Origin of the sequence: Dietzia papillomatosis NBRC 105045, assembly GCF_001570845.1 — a bacterium.
Taxonomy (GTDB): Bacteria; Actinomycetota; Actinomycetes; order Mycobacteriales; family Mycobacteriaceae; genus Dietzia; species Dietzia cinnamea.
The window spans coordinates 1-19,430 of record NZ_BCSL01000010.1 but is presented as its reverse complement, the minus strand read 5'-3'; the positions used below and the strand labels follow the sequence as shown (position 1 = coordinate 19,430).

Sequence of the window (19,430 nt, the reverse complement as noted above, 5' to 3'; positions counted from 1 at the left end):
GTGGCGCTCGGGCGGACGTGGGCGGTGACCCTGCACGGGGTGGGCGGTCAGATGGTCGAAGTCGAGGCGGACGTGGGACGCGGGCTGCCGGGGGTGAGCATCGTGGGGCTGCCGGATTCGGCGGTGCTGCAGGCCCGGGAGCGGATTCGGGCGGCGGTGATCAACAGCGGACTGTCGTGGCCAGTGGGCAAGGTCGTCTTGTCCCTGTCGCCGGCGGGTCTGCCCAAGCGGGGCTCCGGTTTCGACCTGGCGCTCGCGGTGGGGACCCTCACCGCGTCCGGGGAGCTGCCCGCGTCCTGCTTCGACGGCACGCTGCTGGTGGGTGAGCTCGCCCTGGACGGGCGGGTCCGTGCGGTCCGTGGGGTCCTTCCCGCGGTGCTCGCCGCCCGGGACGCCGGGCTGCCCCGCGCGATCGTTCCGAGCGCCAACCTCGCGGAGGCCCGGCTGGTGCGGGGAATCGACTCCGCGGGCGTGGACTCGCTGGCGATGCTCGGGGTGTGGAGCCGTGGTGGCGGGGCGCTGGTGTCGGACGCGCCGGCCGCGCGTGCCGTGGGCGGGCGGCCCCGCGAGGACCTCGCCGAGGTGCACGGCCAGGACGACTGCCGTCGGGCGGTGGAGATCGCGGCCGCCGGCGGGCACGCCCTTCTCCTCCGCGGGGCGCCGGGGACAGGCAAGACGATGCTGGCGCGTCGACTGCCCGGCCTCCTGCCGGATCTGGGGGAGTGCGAGGCGCTCGAGGCCACGGCCGTCCACTCGGTGATGGGCAAGCTCGCCCCGAGGGATCCGCTGCTGCGTCGGCCGCCGTTCGTCGCCCCGCACCACTCGGCCTCGGTGGCCTCGTTGGTGGGGGGCGGGAACAACGTCGCGCGTCCGGGGGCGGTGACGCTCGCGCACCGTGGGGTGTTGTTCCTCGACGAGTGCGCCGAGTTCCCCGCCCGTGTGCTCGACAGCCTGCGCACCCCGCTGGAGGACGGGGAGGTGAGGATCGCCCGCCGGGACGGTATCTCGGTCTATCCCGCGCGATTCCAGTTGGTGATGGCCGCCAACGACTGCCCGTGTGGCAGCGCGCGACCGGACGCGTGCACCTGCACGCCGGACGCGCGGCGGAGGTACGGCCGCTCGCTGACGGGCCCATTGCGGGACCGCATCGATATCGCGGCCCGCACCCTGCCGATCGGATCGGGTCTGTTCGCGGTCGGGGAGGTGGAGGACACGGCCGCGGTACGCGCCAGGGTGGCCGCGGCGCGCGCGGCAGCCGCCGAGAGGTGGGCGGGGTGCCCGGACGCGGCGGGCGCCCGGTCCAATGCCGAGGTACCCGGGCGCGTGTTGCGCTCGGTGTGGGGGCTCGATCGGAGCGCGGTGCAGCCGCTCGACCGCGCGCTCGCCCACGGGGTGCTGTCCGCGCGGGGCGTCGATCGATGCCTGCGCCTGGCGTGGACGGTCGCCGACCTGGACGGGGCGACCGTGCCGCGTGAGCCCCATGTGGCCGAGGCGTTGATGCTGCGAGGAGAGGACTGATGTCGGTGGGCGAACAAGAGGCCGTGGCGGTGCCGTGGGACGTCCGCGAGGCGTACGCGTATCTGGGAGCGGTCACCGAAAGACCGACCGCGCAGGTGTGGGACCTGGTCGACTCGGTCGGTCCGGTCGCCGCGCGGGACCTCATCCGGGCCGGGCGGGCGGGCGAGACGCTGAACGCCCAGGCCGAGTCCCGTCGCGAGCACGTGGACGGGGCGGCCCTGCTCGACTCGGCCGCGACCGTGGGTGCCCGCCTGGTGGTGCCGGGCGACCCGGGCTGGCCGGGATACGCGCTCGCGCCACTCGACCGGCCACGCGGGCGTCGCCGGGACGGCACGGGCGGGGTGCCCACCGCGTTGCGCCCGCTCGGGTTGTGGTGGCGGGGGCCTGCCGACCCGGCGACGGCACTGGGGAGGTCTGTGGCGGTGGTGGGCACCCGGGCGCCCACGCCGTACGGCCGGACGGTGGCCGCGGATCTGAGCGCCGGGGCCGCGGCGGAGGGGTTCACGGTGGTTTCGGGCGGCGCGTTCGGCATCGACGCGGCCGCGCACCGCGCTGTGCTCGGGGTGCGCGGCACGACGATCGCGGTCCTGGCCGGGGGCGTCGACCGCCTGTACCCCCGTGGCAACGACGGCCTGCTCCGTGAGGTCGCGGAGACAGGCGCGGTCATCTCGGCGCAGCCGCCGGGAACCGGGGTGACGCGGTACCGGTTCCTCGACCGCAACCGCATCATCGCGGCGTTGACGGGCGCGACGGTGGTGGTCGAGGCGGCGGCCCGCAGCGGTGCGCTGAGCACGGCGGCGTGGGCGGCGGCCCTCGACCGGCCGGTCGGGGCCGTACCGGGTCCGGTCACCTCGGTCGCGTCGGTCGGGTGCCATCTCCTCCTCCGGGACCGCGGGGCGGTGCTGATCGGACGCACGGCGGACGTGGTCGAGCTGGCCGGAGCGATGGGGGAGACGGCGCCGCCGCCGGCCCGGGAGGCCACGTCGTGGGACGGGCTGGACGACGTGACGCGGCGCATCCTCGAGGCGCTCCCGACCTCCGGAGGGGCCGCACCCGCGGAGGTCGCCAGGTCGGCCGGGATCGCGGCGGCCACGGTGCGGGCCGTACTCGGTCGGCTGATGTCCACGGGCGCGGCCGTGCGCGGCCCGGAGGGCTGGCGCAGATCCGGCGACGGCGGGATGCAGCTCAGCCTGCCGGTCTCCTGAGTCGGGCCCCGCGCCGGGTGGTTGCGTGCCCGTCGAAGGGGCGCGACAATCGGTGTCCATGGGACGGATGCGCACTCGTGAGGACGATGGGGAATCGCTGTCCGTGCACCTCGAGGAGGTGCTCGACGACTACGTCGCGCACCTCCTCACCGGCAGGTCTCGCTCCGAGGCGACCGCCCGGTCCTATCGATCGGACGTCCGCGGACTGCTCGGCCACCTCGCGGCGGGCGACGGCGGGCCCACCACCGGCCCGGAGCTCGGAGCCGCGCTGACCCTGCCCGCCCTGCGGGGCTGGCTCGCCGCCCAGGTGGCCGCCGGAGCCGCGCGGTCGACCGTCGCACGCCGGGTCGCGGCGGCGCGCTCGTTCAGCACGTGGGCGGCGCGCACCGGGCTGCTCCCGACCGACGTCGCGGCCAGACTGGAGGCTCCGCGCGCCCGACGGCACCTGCCCGAGGTCCTCGACGCCGCCCAGGCGGGCGAGACCATCCGGACGAGCGAACTCGGCGCGGCCGAGGGCGACCCCCTCGCCGTCCGCGACCGCCTCGTGGTGGAGCTGCTGTACTCGTGCGGCATCCGGGTGGCCGAACTGTGCGGCCTCGACGTCGACGACGTCGACGCGGAACGGCGACTCCTCCGCGTGATCGGCAAGGGCGACCGCGAGCGTGCCGTCCCGTACGGGGCGCCCGCCGACCGGGCACTGCGCGCCTGGCTCGACACCGGCCGACCGGCCCTGACGAACGCCCGCTCGGGGCCGGCCCTCCTTCTGGGTGCCCGCGGCGGACGCCTGGACCCTCGGGCGGCCCGCAGGATCGTCAACGAGGTCAGCGAGGCCACGCCGGGCGCGCCCCGCGTCTCGCCCCACGCGCTGCGCCACAGTTCGGCCACGCACCTGCTCGAGGGCGGCGCGGACCTGCGACACGTCCAGGAGCTGCTCGGGCACTCCACGCCGGCGACCACCCAGATCTACACGCACGTCTCGGCCGAGCGCCTCCGCGCCGCCTACCGCGGAGCCCATCCCCGCGCCTGATCGGGTCGCCGCCGCCGCTTCTCAGCCGACGCCGTCGCCGGGCAGTGTGGGCTTGAGACGTATCGGACGGTGGGTGGCGGCCAACAGCGCGAGCGGATCGACGTAGTCGTCGTCGTCACCGGACGTGCCTCCCGAGGCCACCCGCGCGCCCCAGTGCAGACACGCCACCACCGGACACCCGGGGTGGCCGGCGAGGAGTCGGCCGATCCGCGCACCCGCGGCGACGACGTCCCCGGCGCTCACCTCGGCGGCGACCGGTTCGTACGTCGTGCGCAGCCCGCCGCCGTGGTCGATCGACACCACCGGCCGCCCGGCCACGGCGCCTGCGAAGGACACCGTCCCGTCGGCGGGGGAGAGGACGGGTGAGTACGGCTCCGCGGCCAGGTCGACCCCGCGGTGGCCGGGTAACCACCGCCGCGCCGGAGGGTCGAACGGGGTGACCACCGACAGCGGGCCCGGCACGGGGCCGACCATCGCCGGACGTGGACCGACCGACACGGCGCCCGCGGACGTCACCGAGGCGGAGGGCACCGAGGCGGAAGGCCCCGAGGCGGGCGGCACGGAGGCGGGCGGAGCGGCGGAGGCGAGGGGCACGACGACGAGGACGACGACGAGCGCCGCGGTCACGACGCCGGCGGGCGCCCCGTCGCGTCCACCCCGTCCGCGGGACCTGATCATCGCCACGCCACGAGTGCACCGCACCGGCCCGCCCACCGCCAGGGGCGGCGCGCCGGTTGTGGACAGGGTGGACGACCATCCCCAGGGTCAGGCGACCGGTGGCGAGAGGCCCGCCTTGGCTGTGCGGGGTCGAGGGGATATGCTCTCCCGTGCGGTCGACTCTCGTCGATCGACTTCGCGTGTCCTGCGGCGACCCGGTCAACGGCGCCGCATCCGGGCCCCGGGGCTGTGCAGCCCGGCCTTCCCGGACGTCGGACCAGCAGGTGCCCCAGCACGCCGGGGGTCCGGCCCGACGCGGACACCAGGGCCCGCCGCCGCCCGGCGAGTGGGCATAACCCGATACGTACCAGAAAGCGAGGACGAGGGCCTCGCGGTCCGGCTGCTTCCAAGCCGGACGAGCCCTCAACCCATCATGGCAGTCATCTCCATGAAGCAGCTGCTCGACGCAGGCGCCCATTTCGGCCACCAGACCCGCCGCTGGAACCCGAAGATGCGTCGGTTCATCTTCACCGACCGCAACGGCATCTACATCATCGACCTGCAGCAGACCCTGACCTACATCGACCAGGCGTACGAGTTCGTCAAGGAGACCGTCGCCCACGGCGGCACCGTCCTGTTCGTCGGGACCAAGAAGCAGGCCCAGGAGGCCATCGCCGAGGAAGCCGCCAAGGTCGGGATGCCGTACGTCAACCAGCGTTGGCTGGGTGGCATGCTCACCAACTTCCAGACCGTGCACCAGCGGCTCCTGCGGCTCAAGGAGCTCGAGTCGATGGAGCAGACGGGCGGATTCGAGGGTCGCACCAAGAAGGAGATCCTCATGCTCACGCGCGAGAAGAACAAGCTGGAGCGCACGCTCGGCGGTATGCGTGACATGAGCAAGGTCCCCTCCGTGGTGTGGGTCGTCGACACCAACAAGGAGCACATCGCCGTCGGCGAGGCCCGCAAGCTGGGCATCCCGGTCGTCGCGCTGCTCGACACCAACTGCGACCCGGATGTCGTCGACTATCCGATCCCGGCGAACGACGACGCCATCCGCTCGGTCACCGTGCTGACCCGCGTCATCGCCTCCGCCGTCGCCGAGGGCCTCAAGGCCCGCTCGCAGGCCGGTAAGGCCACCGGCGAGGAGGCCGAGCCGCTCGCCGAGTGGGAGACCGAGCAGCTCGACCAGGTCACCGGTGGCGCCACCAGCGAGGGCGCCGAGGCGCCCGCCGCGGACGTCACGGGCACCGACTCGCCGGCCGCCGAGGCCCCCGCGGCCGAGGTCCCCACCGAGGCCCCGGCCACCGAGGCCTGATCAGTACCACCAGCTCGAGCGCCATCGGGCCCGGCCGCCCACGATCCCCCAGGGGATCTTCCGGGGGCCGGGCCCGAGGTGTCGGAAGCGGTGGGCAGCCGTCCCCGGACGCCCCGACGTCTAGGGTGGAGACGATCTCGCCCGCCGACCGACTCTTCAACACCTTTCCCGACAGATCACGAACCCCTTTAAGGAGGGTCGCCCCACAATGGCGAACTACACCGCTGCCGACGTCAAGCGTCTGCGTGAGCTCACCGGCTCCGGGATGATGGACTGCAAGAAGGCCCTGGAGGAGACCGACGGCGACTTCGACAAGGCCGTCGAGGTCCTGCGCATCAAGGGCGCGAAGGACGTGGGCAAGCGCGCCGAGCGCACCACGGCCGAGGGCCTGGTCGCCATCAAGGACGGCGTCATGATCGAGCTCAACTCCGAGACCGACTTCGTCGCCAAGAGCGCCGAGTTCATCGCGCTCGCCGACAAGATCGTCGACGTGGCCGCCTCGCAGGGCATCTCGGACCTCGACGCCCTCAACGCCGCCGAGCTCGACGGTGCCACCGTCGCCGACGCCGTCGTGTCGTTCTCCGCCAAGTCCGGCGAGAAGCTGGTCCTGCGCCGCGTGGGCAAGCTCGACGGCCCGGTCGCCGTCTACCTGCACAAGCGCTCCTCCGACCTGCCGCCCGCCGTCGGCGTCATGGTCGCCTACTCGGGTGAGGGCGAGGCCGCGGAGTCCGCCGCGCGCGCCGCCGCGATGCAGATCGCCGCGCTCAAGGCCCAGTACGTCTCCCGCGACGAGGTCCCCGCCGACATCGTCGCCAAGGAGCGCGAGATCGCCGAGGCCACCGCCCGCGAGGAGGGCAAGCCGGAGCAGGCCCTCCCGAAGATCGTCGAGGGACGCCTCAACGGCTTCTTCAAGGACGTCTGCCTCCTCGACCAGCCGTCGGTCACCGACAGCAAGAAGACTGTCGGCGCCCTGCTCGACGAGGCCGGCGCGACGGTCTCGGCCTTCCTGCGCTTCGAGGTCGGCCAGGCCTGATGCGGCCCTGACCCGTCACGACGGGTCCCACGCGACGGCGGCACCCGGAATCCCCGGGTGCCGCCGTCGGCGTCTGTCGGCCCGGGTGTCCCCACGCCCGGCGGGCTGCGGTGTGGAGGCAGGGGCGATAGGGCAGAATGAACGCGGTCCCACCATGGGCCGCACGCCACCCCGACGAGACCCCGTCGGGGGCGTTGACGCGCGATACGGGCTCGATCCGCCCGGGACGAGGAGAACGATGACCGACCCGCGGGACGGCTACAGGCGAGTGATGCTCAAGCTGGGCGGCGAGATGTTCGGCGGCGGCGGCGTGGGTATCGACCCGGATGTGGTCCAGTCGGTCGCCCGTCAGATCGCCGAGGTGTCCCGCACGGGGGCGCAGATCGCAATCGTGATCGGGGGAGGCAACTTCTTCCGCGGCGCCCAGCTGCAGCAACGCGGCCTGGACCGCGCCCGCAGCGACTATATGGGGATGCTGGGCACCGTGATGAACTGCCTCGCCCTTCAGGACTTCCTCGAGCAGGAGGGCGTCTCCACGCGCGTCCAGACCGCCATCCACATGGGGCAGGTCGCGGAGCCGTACATCCCGCTGCGCGCCGAGCGGCACCTGGAGAAGGGGCGTGTCGTGATCTTCGGCGCCGGCATGGGCATGCCCTACTTCTCGACCGACACCACCGCGGCGCAACGCGCGTTGGAGATCAAGGCCGACGTGCTGCTCATGGCCAAGGCCGTCGACGGGGTGTACTCGGACGACCCGCGCACGAACCCCCGCGCCGAGCTTTTCACCCGCATCGAGCACCGCGAGTGCCTCGAACGCGGATTGAAGGTGGCCGACGCCACAGCGTTCAGCCTCTGTATGGACAACAACATGCCCATCCTGGTCTTCAACCTCCTCACCGAGGGCAACATCGCTCGTGCAGTGGCCGGTGAGCAGATCGGGACCCTGGTCAGCAGCTCTGACTGACGCGGCCGACCGACCCGCCCGCGACCGAACCACAGCCACCGACGAGAACGAAAAGAGACGCACATGATCGACGACACTCTGCTCGAGGCCGAGGAGAAGATGGAAAAGGCGCTCGAGCACGTCCGTGATGAGCTCGCCTCCATCCGCACCGGCCGCGCCAACCCGGGCATGTTCAACCGCGTGCTCTGCGAGTACTACGGGACCCTCACCCCGATCACCCAGATGTCCAGCATCACCGTCCCCGAACCGCGGATGCTGATCATCAAGCCGTACGAGATGTCGCAGATCGGCCCGATCGAGAACGCGATCCGCAACTCGGACCTCGGCGTCAACCCGACCAACGACGGGCAGGTCCTCCGCGTGACGGTGCCGCAGCTCACCGAGGAGCGGCGTCGCGACCTGGTCAAGCAGGCCAAGGCCAAGGCCGAGGACGGCCGGATCGCGATCCGCGGCGTCCGACGCAAGGCGATGGACGAGCTCAAGCGCATCCAGAAGGACGGCGAAGCCGGCGAGGACGAGGTCGCCGCCGCCGAGAAGGAACTCGACAAGCTCACCCAGCGCTACGTCGCCGATGTCGACGACCTGGTCAAGGTCAAGGAAGGCGAGCTGATGGAGGTGTGACCTCCCGGCCCCGATCCGCCCTTCACAGTCGAGGAGTACGCCGTGGACACCGCTCCCCCCGGACCGCCCGGGCCCACCGCCGCGGCCGCCGCACCTCCGTCGCGCGCCGGCCGGGACCTGACCCGGGCCATCCCGGTCGGGGTCGGCCTCGGCGCGCTGGTGATCGCGAGCATCGCCTTCACCCCGCGCGCCTGGTACATCGTCGCCGCGGGAGCCGTCGCGATCGGCACCTGGGAGGTGTTCAAGCGGCTGCGCCAGGCACGGTTCCGGCTCCCGTTGATCCCGCTCCTGCTGGGCGGGCAGGCGACGGTGTGGGCGGGTTTCCTCAGCGGGGCGGAGGGCGCCTTCGCCGCATTCGCCGTCACCACTGTGGTGGTGCTCGTGTGGCGACTGCTCATGGGCGGGCTGACCACCGCGCCGAAGAACTACCTGCGGGATGCCGCGGTGGCGGTGTTCGTCCTGGCGTGGATCGCCGTCCCGGGTTCGCTGGGCGCCATGCTGTCCGACGGCGAGTTCGGGGCGCAGCGGGTCGTGGCGCTCATCCTGCTGGTCGTGTGCTCGGACGTCGGCGGTTACGTCGCGGGGGTGCTGTTCGGGAAGCACCCGATGGTCCCGGCGATCAGTCCGAAGAAGTCCTGGGAGGGTTTCGCCGGTTCGTTGCTGTTCGCCACGGTCGGCGGCGCGACCGTCGTGGCGATGATGTTCAACGACAGCGTCTGGAAGGGTATCCTTCTCGGCGTCCTCACCGTGTTCACCGCGACGCTGGGCGATCTCGTCGAATCGCAGGTCAAACGGGACCTGGGCATCAAGGACATGGGGACGATGCTGCCGGGCCACGGCGGTTTCATGGACCGCCTCGACTCCGTGCTGCCCAGCGCCGTCGTCGTCTGGGTCATCTTCACGTACGTCGTGCCGACGTGACCGGCCGGGGCGACGGCATGGGGAGCCGCCGCCCCCGCGTGGTCAGTGCGCGCGGGTCGCGAGCTTGCGGGCCTTGCGTGCGCGCATCCGCAGCTGGAGGATCCGGAACCCGGCGAACAGTGCCATGATCAGTGCCCCGGCGATCGCCGCCATGAGGATCAGCACCCCCAATGGCAGGCTGAATTCCCAGCCGAGGTAGCGGACGTCGGTCGAGGTCGTGTTCTGCGCGATGAAGATCAGCAGCAGGACCGTCACCAGTGCGCCCAGGACGAGGCCTACCCACGCCGATCCGAGAAGCCCGCCGGCGGTGTCGGGATAGGGGTCGTCCCCGTTCCCCCGGCCCGGTGGTGGACTGTCGGTCGCCCCGTCCAGGGGGGCCGGCGCCGAGTCGCCGGCATCGGATCGCCCGGCGGGTATCGCGCCCGACGCGTCGCCTGCGCCCGGATGAGCAGGGTCTACGGGATCGTGTGAACGTGTGGCCATGGCAGAACTGTATGTGCTCATCCCAGCGGACGGCACCGTTGGCGGTGTGTCGTGCGCGTTCGTTTCTGACAGAATGATCGAATCATGGCTGAACCTCTTCCCCTCGTATTCGACGCCCCCCGCCGTGGGCTGCCCCCGCGGCACTTCGCCGACCTCGACTCCGACGGCCGCGCGGAGGCGATGGGTGACCTCGGGGTCCCCTCGTTCCGGGGGAAGCAGCTGGCGAACCAGTACTTCGCGCGGCTCGAGGCGGACCCGCGCGAGATGACCGACCTCCCGGCTGATCTACGCGACCGGGTGGGGCAGGCACTCTTCCCGCCGCTCACCACGTCGCTGCGTCACGTGTCCGCGGACGAGGGCACCACGCGCAAGACGCTGTGGAAGCTGCACGACGGCTCGCTGGTGGAGAGCGTGCTCATGCGCTACCCGGACCGGGCGACGGTCTGTATCTCGAGTCAGGCCGGCTGTGGCATGGCGTGCCCGTTCTGTGCGACCGGTCAGGGTGGTCTCCAGCGGAACCTGTCGACGGCGGAGATCCTCGAGCAGGTCCGCGTGGCGGCACGAGCGCTGCGGGACGGCGACATCCCGGGGGGACCCGGGCGCCTGTCGAACGTGGTGTTCATGGGGATGGGGGAGCCGCTGGCCAATTACAAGCGCGTCCTCGCCGCGGTCCGTGGGATCATCTCGCCCCCGCCGTCCGGTTTCGGGCTCTCGCAGCGCTCGGTGACCGTGTCGACTGTCGGGGTCGTCCCCGCGATCCACCGGCTCGCCGAGGAGGGGCTCCAGGTCACCCTCGCGGTGTCGCTGCACACTCCCGACGACGAGCTCCGGGACACCCTGGTGCCGGTGAACAACCGCTGGCCGGTAACCGAGGTGATGGACGCGGCCCGCCACTACGCCGACGCCACGGGTCGACGTGTGTCCATCGAGTACGCGCTGATCCGCGATGTGAACGACCAGGTCTGGCGTGGGGAGATGCTCGGTCGGCTGCTCGCGCAGCGGCTCGGACCCATGGCGCACGTCAATCTCATCCCGCTCAACCCGACCCCGGGGAGCGAATGGGACGCCAGCCCCCGCCACCAGCAGGACGCCTTCGTCGCGGCCGTGCGCGCTGCCGGCGTCTCCTGCACCGTCCGCGACACCCGCGGGTCGGACATCGACGCCGCGTGCGGCCAGCTGGCGGCCGAGGGCTGATCGCCTCACCGACGAGAAGGGCCGCCACCGCTCCGGGGAGCGATGGCGGCCCTTCGTCATGGTCCGCCCGTCGTCAGTGCTTGGCGGGAGCGACGCCCTCAGGGTTCCGGGCTGCCTCGCCGGTCGCGACAGCGCTGGCCGCGGCGTAGTGGTGAGCGGAGACCTCGTGGATCCGGCTCTTCTTGAGGGTGTCGTCCTTCTTGGGACGCAGCGAGATGACCATCCAGATGGCCAGGAACGCGGCGATGCTCACCAGCCAGATGTTCTCGACCCGGCCGATGTGGTTCCCGAAGAGCATCGCCAGGAGGAACAGGACGAAGAACCCGCCCACGGCGACGCCGACCATCCTGCTGTGCTTGTGCCAGCCCCAGGCGACCGAGGGCTCGTCCACGGAACTGATCCCGTTGACGACGATCTCCCTGCTGGTGTGGTGTCCGTCAGCGCTCATGCTCCCCGGTTCTCCTCACGGCTCGCTGGCAGCCCTGCGGGCCGCCGACATCGTGCCCAGTTTGTCACACCGCGTTCTCAGGTCGACGCCTAACCCGCCGCGGGAGGCCCCGAGGGGGTCGTCCGATGCGGCACACACGGCCGTCGGCGTGGACAATGGCGGGGTGACCACGCGCGTTCTCGTCCTCGGCAGTACCGGCTCGATCGGGACCCAGGCACTCGAGGTGACCTCGCAGGCCGGCGCCGACCGCTTCGAGGTGGTCGGTCTGGCCGCCGGTGGTGGCCGCGTCGATCTCCTCGCGGAGCAGATCCGCACGACCGGTGCGCGCTTCGTCGCGGTGTCGGACCCGACCGCGGCAGGGCGAATCGGCTCGGCGTTCCCGGACGTGACGGTCCTGTCCGGCCCGTCCGCGGCGACGCGACTGGTGGACGCGGTCGAGTCGGACGTGGTGCTCAACGGCATCGACGGGTCGAGGGGACTGGGGCCGACCCTCGCCGCCCTGCGCTCGGGCGCCCGGCTCGCTCTGGCCAACAAGGAGTCGCTCGTCGCCGGGGGCGCGCTCGTCACGGGGGCGGCCGCGCCGGGGCAGTTGATCCCGGTGGACTCGGAGCATTCCGCGATGGCGCAGTGCCTGCGTGCGGGCGCGAGCGACGAGGTGGCCTCGCTGGTCCTCACCGCGTCCGGTGGCCCGTTCCGCGGTCGGACGCGCGCGGAGCTGGCCGACGTCACGGCCGAGGAGGCCCTGCGCCACCCCACGTGGGCGATGGGCCGGATGATCACGCTCAACTCGGCGACGCTGGTCAACAAGTCTCTCGAGCTCATCGAGGCGCACCTGCTGTTCGGGGTGCCCTACGACCGGATCGACGTCACGGTCCACCCGCAGTCGGTGGTGCACTCGGCCGTGACCTTCGTCGACGGCGCGACGGTGGCCAAGGCGTCGCCGCCGTCGATGAAGCTCCCGATCGCGCTGGCCCTGGGCTGGCCCGACCGCGTCCCGGGTGCGTCGACGCCGCTGGATTTCACCCGCGCGCACACGTGGACGTTCGAGCCGGTCGACACCGGGACCTTCCCCGCTATCGAGGTGGCCCGCGCGGCCGGCGAGTCGGGTGGCCTGCGCACGGCGGTGTTCAACGCGGCCAACGAGGAGGCCGCGCCGGCGTTCCTCGACGGTCGGATCCGGTTCACGGACATCGTGGACGTGGTGGCGGAGACCGTCGGCGCCGCGGACGAGTGGTCGTCTGATCCGCGGGATCCCGACGACGTCGCGGCGGCGGAGTCCTGGGCGCGGCGGCACGCCGCGGCCATCGTCACGGGCCTGGAGGGCTGAGTCGTGCTGATCGTCGGGATCGTCCTGTTCGCGCTGGGGATCATGGTGTCGATCGTGCTCCACGAATACGGGCACATGAGGGTGGCCCTGTGGTCGGGGATGAAGGTGCGCCGGTTCTTCGTGGGCTTCGGCCCGACCCTGTGGTCGGTGCGGCGGGGCGGGATCGAGTACGGGCTCAAGGCGATCCCGCTGGGGGGCTTCTGCGACATCGCGGGGATGACCGCGTACGACCGGTTGCCGCCGGAGGACGAGCCGAAGGCCATGTGGCGTCAGGCGTGGTGGAAGCGCGTCGCGGTGCTGCTGGCGGGGCCGTTCATGAACATCGTGCTGGCGATCGCCCTCTTCTACACGGTCGCCCTGGGGTGGGGGCTGGCCAACCGGGACGTCCAACCGATCCCGACCGACCGGGTCGCCGCGGTGGTCGGTGACACGTGCGCGGGTGCGGACGACTGTGGCATCGGCGTGGGCCCCGCCGGTGAGGCGGGGATCCTCCCGGGCGACCGGATCACCGCCGTCGACGGGGTCCCCGTGGTGAGCTGGGCCGACCTGTCGGAGGTGGTGTCGGCGCGCCCCGGCGAGACCGTGCCGGTGGCGTTGGAGCGGGACGGGGAGGAGGTGACGACGACGACGAGGTTGACCTCGTCGACCGTCGACGGTCAGGAGCGGGGAGCGCTCGGTGTCCGGCTTTCGGAGGACGGGATCCCGCAGGAGATCCTCGATGACCCCGCGTATCAGACCGTCAACACCTATGACGCGCTCTCCGCGGTGCCCGCGACCTTCGTCTTCACCGGCGAGATGGTGGAGGCGACCGTCGAGGGGCTGATCTCGTTCCCGGCGAAGATCCCGGCCGTCGCGGCGTCGATCTTCGGTGCGGAGCGGGCCGAGGACTCGCCGGTGTCAGTGGTCGGAGCCAGCTACATCGGCGGACAGGCGGTCGAGCAGGGGCTGTGGAGTCTGTTCCTGCTCTTCCTGGCCGGGCTCAATCTCTTCCTCGGCGCGTTCAATCTCGTGCCGTTGACGCCGTTCGACGGCGGCCACATCGCGGTGGTGTTCTACGAGAAGATCCGCGACGCGGTGCGGAGGCTGCGCGGTCTGGCCCCCGGCGGCCCGGCCGACTACGAGAAGCTGGCGCCGCTGACGATGGCGGTGTTCGTCCTGCTGATCGGCGTGTCCGCGATCGTCATCACCGCCGACTTCGTCAACCCGATCCTGCTGCCGGGCTGAGCCGACCCACACCCACCTCGCCCCCGTCGCCGGTTACCCGGATAATGGCGGTCGGGACTCGTGGGCACCCGGCCCGCAGCCCCTACGGAAGGCCTGTTGTGAACGACTCATCCTCGATCCCGGTCGGACTGGGTATGCCCGACGCACCGCCGCCGGTGCTGGCGCCGCGGCGCAGAACCCGGCAGCTGTACGTCGGCCCGGTCGGCGTGGGCAGTGATCACCCGGTTTCGGTCCAGTCCATGACCAACACCAAGACGCACGACATCAACTCGACGCTGCAGCAGATCGCCGAGCTCACGGCGTCCGGCTGCGACATCGTGCGCGTGGCCTGCCCGCGACAGGAGGACGCCGACGCGCTGTCGACGATCGCCCGCAAGTCGCCGATCCCGGTGATCGCCGACATCCACTTCCAGCCCAAGTACATCTTCGCGGCGATCGACGCCGGGTGTGCGGCGGTGCGCGTCAACCCGGGCAACATCAAGGAGTTCGACGGGCGCGTCAAGGAGGTCGCCAAGGCGGCCGGTGACGCGGGCATCCCGATCCGTATCGGCGTCAACGCGGGCTCGCTGGACCCGCGGCTGCTGGCCAAGTACGGCAAGGCCACGCCCGAGGCGCTCGTGGAGTCCGCCGTATGGGAGGCGTCCCTGTTCGAGGAGCACGGGTTCGGTGACATCAAGATCTCGGTCAAGCACAACGACCCGGTGATCATGGTCGAGGCGTACCGACAGCTCGCCGCCCAGACCGACTACCCGCTGCACCTCGGCGTGACGGAGGCGGGCCCTGCGTTCCAGGGCACCATCAAGTCCGCCGTCGCGTTCGGCGCGCTGTTGGCCGAGGGCATCGGCGACACGATCCGTGTCTCCCTCTCGGCCCCGCCGGCCGAGGAGATCAAGGTCGGCGCGCAGATCCTGCAGTCGCTCAACCTGCGACCGCGGAAGCTGGAGATCGTCTCGTGCCCGTCCTGCGGTCGCGCGCAGGTCGACGTGTACAAGCTCGCCGAGGAGGTCACCGCCGGCCTCGAGGGGATGAGCGTTCCGCTGCGCGTGGCCGTGATGGGTTGCGTGGTCAACGGACCGGGCGAGGCGCGTGACGCCGATCTGGGTGTCGCCTCGGGTAACGGCAAGGGGCAGATCTTCGTCAGGGGCGAGGTCATCAAGACGGTGCCGGAGGCGGCGATCGTGGAGACCCTCATCGAGGAGGCCATGCGGATCGCCGACGAGATGGGCGAGACGGTGGGGGAGGCCGCCGAGGGCCAGGGCCCCCAGGTCAAGGTCACGCGATAGGCCGTGACCGACACGGCTGCGCCGGACACCGGGATCGGTGGGTGCCGGGAGGTCGGCCCGGGCGAGTCCCGGGCCGTGTCCGATGTGCTGGCGTCCGATCCGCTGGTCGCGGCGCCCGCCGCGGAGAAGTTCGCGACGTCGGGCGTGGTGGCCGGTGCGGACGGGCGGTTCCTCACCCTCGGCGGTCCCGCGCGGTCGCTGGTCTTCGTCGGCAGCTCCGTGCTGCCGCTGCGCGGTGACGACGCCGATCACCGCGCGCTCGGCCGCGCGGTCGCCGGCCTCGGGCTCGGTCCCATGTCCGTCCACGGTCGGCGGGAGCAGGTGGCCTCCCTGTGGCCGGCCCTCCGTGACGCCTGGGGGGAGGCCAGGGAGTACCGGGACCAGCAGTACCTCATGACGCTGGAGCGCCCGGTGGATCCCGCCATGATTCCCGACGGGATCCGTCCGGCCACCCTGGAGGAGTTCGAGCCGGTTCTGGCGGCCGCCGCGGCCATGTATCGCGAGGAGCTGCGCGCCGACCCGTTCGCCGTGGGAGCGGGGATCCCCTTCCGTCGTCGCGTCGCCCGCTCGTTGGCGCGGGGACGGACCTGGATCGGGCTCGACCGGGGCGAGGTGGTCTTCAAGGCCGACATCGCCGCTCTCGCCCCGCGGGTCGCGCAGATCCAGGGCATATGGGTCCACCGGGACAAGCGGGGCGCCGGTCTCGGATCGGGGGGGACGGCCGCGGTGTGCGCGGCGCTCCGGTCCCACGGGCTCACGCCGTCGCTCGTGGTGAACGGGTCCAATGTCGCCGCCCGCGCCGCCTACCGCCGCGTCGGCATGACCGACGCCGTCGACTACGCGACGGTCCTGCTGTGATCGGCACGGCCGCCGCCGCGCGGGCCCGACCCCGAGCGGGGTACCGCGGCCACCGCGGCTTCGGCCCGGGTCGGGCGCTGTGGGACAGTGGACCGGAAGTCGGATCGTGAGCTCGGATTTCTCGAATCGCACGGAGGGTAGGACGGCGATGGACAGGACAGCGACGGTGATCACCGGACACGGCGCCTCGCGGGGGAGGGCCGCGTGAGCGTTCCCGCCCCAGCCACTGGGCCCGTCACCACTGCGCCCGCCACCACTGCGCCCGTCACGACTGCGCCCGTCACCGGGGCGCCGGTCGGCGGTGCCGTGACCGATCCGGGTTTCCGGTCGCAGCGTGGAGCCGACCGGGTCATGCGACGCCTCCTCGGTATCCACGAGATCGACAGGAAGGCCGGCTCGGGCGCGCACCGGGCGTTCCGGATCTCCGTTCTCGTGTCCGCCGTGCGCTGCCTCATCACGTACCTCGCGATCCCGATCCTCGTGCCGCTGCTCAGCTTGTCCGGGTGGGTGGCGGCCCCGGTCGGCATCGCGCTGTGCGTCATCGCCGTGGTCAACGGAGTGGTGAGCGTGCGGCGTTTCTGGGCGTCCGACCACGCCCGGCGCTGGACCTACACCGCCTTCATGGGCGTCGTGTTCGTCATCCTCGGCGTGGCCATGGTCTCCGAGTTGAGCCGGTTGGGGGTGATGTGATGGATCCGCGACAGAACCCCGACACCGGGGCCGAGCAGGACGACCGGGTGGAGCCCGACGAGACCGGCCGGTCCCCGGGCGGCGACGTGCTCACCATGTGCCTCTTCGGGGCCATGGTGATCATCGCCTCGATCTGTTTCGTCATCTGGTGACCCGCCGCCCCCGCCCGTGAGCACCGGCGGGGCCGGTCGGCTCGACGCGGCCTATCCTGGTGGTATGACCACCTCCACCCGCCATCCCCTCGTCCCCGGTGATCCCACCCCGATACGGACGGTGCCCGACTCGATCCCGCGTCCGGAGTACGTGTGGCGCGACCGCGTCGACGAGGCCAACGGCGAGGCGTGGGTGCAGCCGCCCGAGGTGATCGACGCGATGCGCGTGGCCAGCAGGATCGCGGCGGACGCGCTCGTCGCCGCCGGCGAGGCCGTCGCGCCGGGCGTGACCACGGACGAGATCGACCGGGTCGTCCACGAGTACCTGTGTGACCACGGGGCCTATCCGTCGACGCTGGGGTACAAGGCGTTCCCCAAGTCGTGCTGCGTCTCGCTCAACGAGGTCATCTGCCACGGCATCCCGGACACCACGGTGATCCGGGACGGAGACATCGTGAACGTGGACGTGACGGCCTATATCCAGGGCGTGCACGGCGACACGAACGCGACGTTCCTCGCCGGCGAGGTCAGCGACGAGGTGCGACTGCTGGTCGAGCGGACCGAGGAGGCGATGAACCGCGGGATCAAGGCCATCCGCCCCGGACGCGAGGTCAACGTCATCGGTCGCGTCATCGAGTCCTACGCCCGGAGGTTCGACTACACGGTGGTCCGTGAGTTCACGGGTCACGGCGTCGGGCCGACCTTCCACAACGGTCTGGTCGTCCTGCACTACGACGACCCGTCGAGGACCGAGGTGCTCGAGCCGGGCATGACGCTGACCGTCGAGCCGATGATCTCCCTCGGCGGCCCGGGATTCGAGGTCTGGGACGACGACTGGACCGTGACGACCGCGGACAAGGCGTGGACCGCTCAGTTCGAGCACACGGTCGTCGTGACCGAGGACGGTTATGAGATCCTCACCCTGCCCTCCGGCTCTTGACCCGCCCGGACCGGGATATGGACGGTCGTCCCGATGCGGCCTCGAGCGTGGACACGACAGTGCATACTGTCCAGCATGATCGACTCGCCCCGTGGACCCGTGGACCAGATCGACCTGTTGGTGGTGGGCGCCGGTTTCGGCGGTATCGCCATGGCCGACCGTCTCCTGCGCGAGGGGCGGGGCCGCGACTTCCTCGTCCTCGAGGCCGCCGACGAGGTCGGCGGGACCTGGCGCGACAACACGTACCCGGGCTGCGCCTGCGATGTGCCGACGGCGTTGTACTCGCTGTCCCGTCACGCCCACCCCGGGTGGTCGCACTCGTTCGGACGCCAGCCCGAGATCCACTCCTACCTGGTGTCGGTCGCCGACCGTATAGGCCTACGTGAGCGGCTCGTCACGTCGTGTGAGGTGACCGCGGCGAAGTGGGACGCGACCGAGGGGACGTGGGTCGTCGACACCAGTCGCGGGCAGGTGCGGGCGCGTCACCTCGTGGCGGCGACGGGCGCTCTCTCCGCACCGTCGGTTCCCCGTCTCCCGGGACTCGACTCGTTCGAGGGGGAGGTGTTCCACTCCGCCCGGTGGCGACACGACATCCCACTCGAGGGCAAGAGGGTCGCGGTGGTGGGCACCGGGGCCTCCGCCGTGCAGTTCGTCCCCGAGATCGCGGGGACCGCCGAGCACGTGACGGTGTTCCAGCGGACCCCCGGGTGGATCCTGCCCCGGCTCGACCGTCCGATCTCCGAACGCCGGAAGAGGCTGTACCGGCGACTGCCGCTCCTGCAGAAGCTCGTCCGCGGCCGGATCTATCTGGGGCGCGAACTGTATGTCGTCGTGTTCACCCGCGCGCAGTTCCTGCTGCGCTTCTTCGAGTGGTTCGCGCGGTTCTACCTCTTCCTCAAGGTGCGGGATCGCCGCGTGCGCAGAGCGCTCACCCCGGACTTCTCGATCGGCTGCAAGCGCGTCCTGCTCACGAGCCACTGGCTCCCCGCGCTGACGCGCCCCGATGTGTCGCTCGTCCCCGGAGCGGCGTCCGCGGTCACGCCCCGGGGCCCGGTCGCCGACGACGGGACCGAGCACCCGGCGGACGTGATCATCTTCGGCACCGGGTTCCAGCCGACCGAGCCGCCGATCTCGAAGGTGATCACCGGAGCCGACGGCCGCACGCTCGCCGAGCACTGGGACGGCAGCCCGCGTGCCCACAACGGAGTCACGGTCGCCGGTTTCCCCAACCTGTTCCTGCTCTACGGACCCAACACGAATCTGGGGCACTCGTCGATCGTGTACATGCTGGAATCGCAGGCCGGGCACGTCCTGCGCCTGGTCGACCTGGCGGAGCGGTCGGGGAGCGGGACGATCCAGGTGCGGGCCGAGGTGGAGCGGGCCTACGCCGATCGCATGGACCGCGAGCTGGCCCACACGGTGTGGAACCAGGGCGGGTGCTCGAGTTGGTACATCGACTCGCGCGGCCGGAACTCGCTGCAGTGGCCGACGTTCACGTTCCGGTATCGCGAGCAGGTCCGCGTCGTGGATCCGGAGGACTTCGTCCTCACCTGACCGCGCCGGCCGCGGA

The 19,430-nt window shown here is 71.7% G+C and carries 20 protein-coding genes; 17 read left to right on the top strand and 3 right to left on the bottom strand.

Annotated features, from left to right (window positions below):
• The 3 genes from DPA01S_RS05095 (at position 1) to DPA01S_RS05085 (ending at position 3,750) form a co-directional block, all read left to right on the top strand.
• On the top strand, positions 1-1,518 hold the full coding sequence (locus tag DPA01S_RS05095) for a YifB family Mg chelatase-like AAA ATPase (protein ID WP_061914384.1): 1,518 nt from the start codon (positions 1-3) through the stop codon (positions 1,516-1,518).
• Positions 1,518-2,723, top strand: coding sequence for a DNA-processing protein DprA (gene dprA / locus DPA01S_RS05090; protein WP_007632857.1), 1,206 nt, complete (start codon positions 1,518-1,520; stop codon positions 2,721-2,723). The genes DPA01S_RS05095 and dprA overlap by 1 nt, the downstream gene beginning before the upstream one ends.
• 67 nt (positions 2,724-2,790) lie before the next feature.
• Positions 2,791-3,750: a tyrosine recombinase XerC gene (locus DPA01S_RS05085; RefSeq protein ID WP_061227804.1), complete on the top strand. Its 960-nt coding sequence runs from the start codon at positions 2,791-2,793 to the stop codon at positions 3,748-3,750.
• Positions 3,751-3,771: 21 nt separating this feature from the next.
• Here DPA01S_RS05085 and DPA01S_RS05080 read toward each other — a convergent pair whose 3' ends face one another.
• The gene (locus DPA01S_RS05080; protein WP_061914432.1) at positions 3,772-4,428 is read right to left on the bottom strand and encodes a murein hydrolase activator EnvC family protein; all 657 of its coding nucleotides are present in this window, start codon (positions 4,426-4,428) and stop codon (positions 3,772-3,774) included.
• 412 nt (positions 4,429-4,840) lie between these two features.
• Here DPA01S_RS05080 and rpsB point away from each other — a divergent pair, with 412 nt between their 5' ends.
• From rpsB to DPA01S_RS05055, 5 genes are all read left to right on the top strand, one after another.
• Positions 4,841-5,722 carry a 30S ribosomal protein S2 gene (rpsB, locus tag DPA01S_RS05075; RefSeq protein WP_061227755.1) on the top strand — a complete coding sequence of 294 codons (882 nt, stop codon included), beginning with the start codon at positions 4,841-4,843 and terminating at the stop codon, positions 5,720-5,722.
• Between the two features lie 208 nt (positions 5,723-5,930).
• A complete protein-coding gene (tsf, locus tag DPA01S_RS05070) occupies positions 5,931-6,755 on the top strand; it encodes a translation elongation factor Ts (protein ID WP_061914382.1) in 825 nt (274 codons plus the stop codon).
• Positions 6,756-6,993: 238 nt separating this feature from the next.
• Positions 6,994-7,719 carry a UMP kinase gene (gene pyrH, locus DPA01S_RS05065; protein ID WP_061227753.1) on the top strand — a complete coding sequence of 242 codons (726 nt, stop codon included), beginning with the start codon at positions 6,994-6,996 and terminating at the stop codon, positions 7,717-7,719.
• Positions 7,720-7,782: 63 nt separating this feature from the next.
• A complete protein-coding gene (frr, locus tag DPA01S_RS05060; RefSeq protein ID WP_061227752.1) occupies positions 7,783-8,340 on the top strand; it encodes a ribosome recycling factor in 558 nt (185 codons plus the stop codon).
• 42 nt (positions 8,341-8,382) lie between these two features.
• Complete coding sequence (locus DPA01S_RS05055; RefSeq protein ID WP_061227751.1) at positions 8,383-9,261, top strand: phosphatidate cytidylyltransferase; 879 nt, start codon at positions 8,383-8,385, stop codon at positions 9,259-9,261.
• A 42-nt stretch (positions 9,262-9,303) separates the two neighbouring features.
• Here DPA01S_RS05055 and DPA01S_RS16265 read toward each other — a convergent pair whose 3' ends face one another.
• Positions 9,304-9,744, bottom strand: coding sequence for a LapA family protein (locus DPA01S_RS16265; protein ID WP_082767601.1), 441 nt, complete (start codon positions 9,742-9,744; stop codon positions 9,304-9,306).
• A gap of 84 nt (positions 9,745-9,828) precedes the next feature.
• On the opposite strand from DPA01S_RS16265, the gene rlmN reads away from it, so the two are divergent.
• The gene (gene rlmN, locus DPA01S_RS05045; protein ID WP_061227750.1) at positions 9,829-10,938 is read left to right on the top strand and encodes a dual-specificity RNA methyltransferase RlmN; all 1,110 of its coding nucleotides are present in this window, start codon (positions 9,829-9,831) and stop codon (positions 10,936-10,938) included.
• Between the two features lie 73 nt (positions 10,939-11,011).
• Here rlmN and DPA01S_RS05040 read toward each other — a convergent pair whose 3' ends face one another.
• Positions 11,012-11,386, bottom strand: coding sequence for a DUF2631 domain-containing protein (locus tag DPA01S_RS05040; RefSeq protein ID WP_007626791.1), 375 nt, complete (start codon positions 11,384-11,386; stop codon positions 11,012-11,014).
• Positions 11,387-11,549: 163 nt separating this feature from the next.
• On the opposite strand from DPA01S_RS05040, the gene dxr reads away from it, so the two are divergent.
• From dxr to DPA01S_RS05005, 8 genes are all read left to right on the top strand, one after another.
• The gene (gene dxr / locus DPA01S_RS05035; RefSeq protein ID WP_061227749.1) at positions 11,550-12,713 is read left to right on the top strand and encodes a 1-deoxy-D-xylulose-5-phosphate reductoisomerase; all 1,164 of its coding nucleotides are present in this window, start codon (positions 11,550-11,552) and stop codon (positions 12,711-12,713) included.
• 3 nt (positions 12,714-12,716) lie between these two features.
• Entirely contained in the window at positions 12,717-13,937 is a 1,221-nt protein-coding gene (locus tag DPA01S_RS05030) for a M50 family metallopeptidase (protein WP_256386794.1), read from the top strand.
• 134 nt (positions 13,938-14,071) lie between these two features.
• Complete coding sequence (ispG, locus tag DPA01S_RS05025) at positions 14,072-15,220, top strand: flavodoxin-dependent (E)-4-hydroxy-3-methylbut-2-enyl-diphosphate synthase (protein WP_174521509.1); 1,149 nt, start codon at positions 14,072-14,074, stop codon at positions 15,218-15,220.
• A 3-nt stretch (positions 15,221-15,223) separates the two neighbouring features.
• Positions 15,224-16,078 carry a GNAT family N-acetyltransferase gene (locus tag DPA01S_RS05020; RefSeq protein WP_061227747.1) on the top strand — a complete coding sequence of 285 codons (855 nt, stop codon included), beginning with the start codon at positions 15,224-15,226 and terminating at the stop codon, positions 16,076-16,078.
• A 351-nt stretch (positions 16,079-16,429) separates the two neighbouring features.
• Positions 16,430-16,768 carry a hypothetical protein gene (locus tag DPA01S_RS05015; protein ID WP_061227801.1) on the top strand — a complete coding sequence of 113 codons (339 nt, stop codon included), beginning with the start codon at positions 16,430-16,432 and terminating at the stop codon, positions 16,766-16,768.
• A complete protein-coding gene (locus DPA01S_RS16725) occupies positions 16,768-16,920 on the top strand; it encodes a hypothetical protein (protein WP_156482527.1) in 153 nt (50 codons plus the stop codon). The genes DPA01S_RS05015 and DPA01S_RS16725 overlap by 1 nt, the downstream gene beginning before the upstream one ends.
• Before the next feature lie 64 nt (positions 16,921-16,984).
• Positions 16,985-17,860, top strand: coding sequence for a type I methionyl aminopeptidase (gene map, locus DPA01S_RS05010; RefSeq protein WP_061227746.1), 876 nt, complete (start codon positions 16,985-16,987; stop codon positions 17,858-17,860).
• A gap of 75 nt (positions 17,861-17,935) precedes the next feature.
• Positions 17,936-19,414, top strand: coding sequence for a flavin-containing monooxygenase (locus DPA01S_RS05005; RefSeq protein WP_061227745.1), 1,479 nt, complete (start codon positions 17,936-17,938; stop codon positions 19,412-19,414).
• The last annotated feature ends 16 nt before the right edge of the window (positions 19,415-19,430 follow it).

Coding starts and splice junctions, on each gene's coding strand:
- dprA (WP_007632857.1), top strand. CDS start 1,518: ATGTCGGTGGGCGAACAAGAGGCCGTGGCGGTGCCGTGGGACGTCCGC.
- DPA01S_RS05085 (WP_061227804.1), top strand. CDS start 2,791: ATGCGCACTCGTGAGGACGATGGGGAATCGCTGTCCGTGCACCTCGAG.
- DPA01S_RS05080 (WP_061914432.1), bottom strand. CDS start 4,428: ATGATCAGGTCCCGCGGACGGGGTGGACGCGACGGGGCGCCCGCCGGC.
- rpsB (WP_061227755.1), top strand. CDS start 4,841: ATGGCAGTCATCTCCATGAAGCAGCTGCTCGACGCAGGCGCCCATTTC.
- tsf (WP_061914382.1), top strand. CDS start 5,931: ATGGCGAACTACACCGCTGCCGACGTCAAGCGTCTGCGTGAGCTCACC.
- pyrH (WP_061227753.1), top strand. CDS start 6,994: ATGACCGACCCGCGGGACGGCTACAGGCGAGTGATGCTCAAGCTGGGC.
- frr (WP_061227752.1), top strand. CDS start 7,783: ATGATCGACGACACTCTGCTCGAGGCCGAGGAGAAGATGGAAAAGGCG.
- DPA01S_RS16265 (WP_082767601.1), bottom strand. CDS start 9,744: ATGGCCACACGTTCACACGATCCCGTAGACCCTGCTCATCCGGGCGCA.
- rlmN (WP_061227750.1), top strand. CDS start 9,829: ATGGCTGAACCTCTTCCCCTCGTATTCGACGCCCCCCGCCGTGGGCTG.
- DPA01S_RS05040 (WP_007626791.1), bottom strand. CDS start 11,386: ATGAGCGCTGACGGACACCACACCAGCAGGGAGATCGTCGTCAACGGG.
- ispG (WP_174521509.1), top strand. CDS start 14,072: ATGCCCGACGCACCGCCGCCGGTGCTGGCGCCGCGGCGCAGAACCCGG.
- DPA01S_RS05015 (WP_061227801.1), top strand. CDS start 16,430: ATGCGACGCCTCCTCGGTATCCACGAGATCGACAGGAAGGCCGGCTCG.
- DPA01S_RS16725 (WP_156482527.1), top strand. CDS start 16,768: ATGGATCCGCGACAGAACCCCGACACCGGGGCCGAGCAGGACGACCGG.
- map (WP_061227746.1), top strand. CDS start 16,985: ATGACCACCTCCACCCGCCATCCCCTCGTCCCCGGTGATCCCACCCCG.
- DPA01S_RS05005 (WP_061227745.1), top strand. CDS start 17,936: ATGATCGACTCGCCCCGTGGACCCGTGGACCAGATCGACCTGTTGGTG.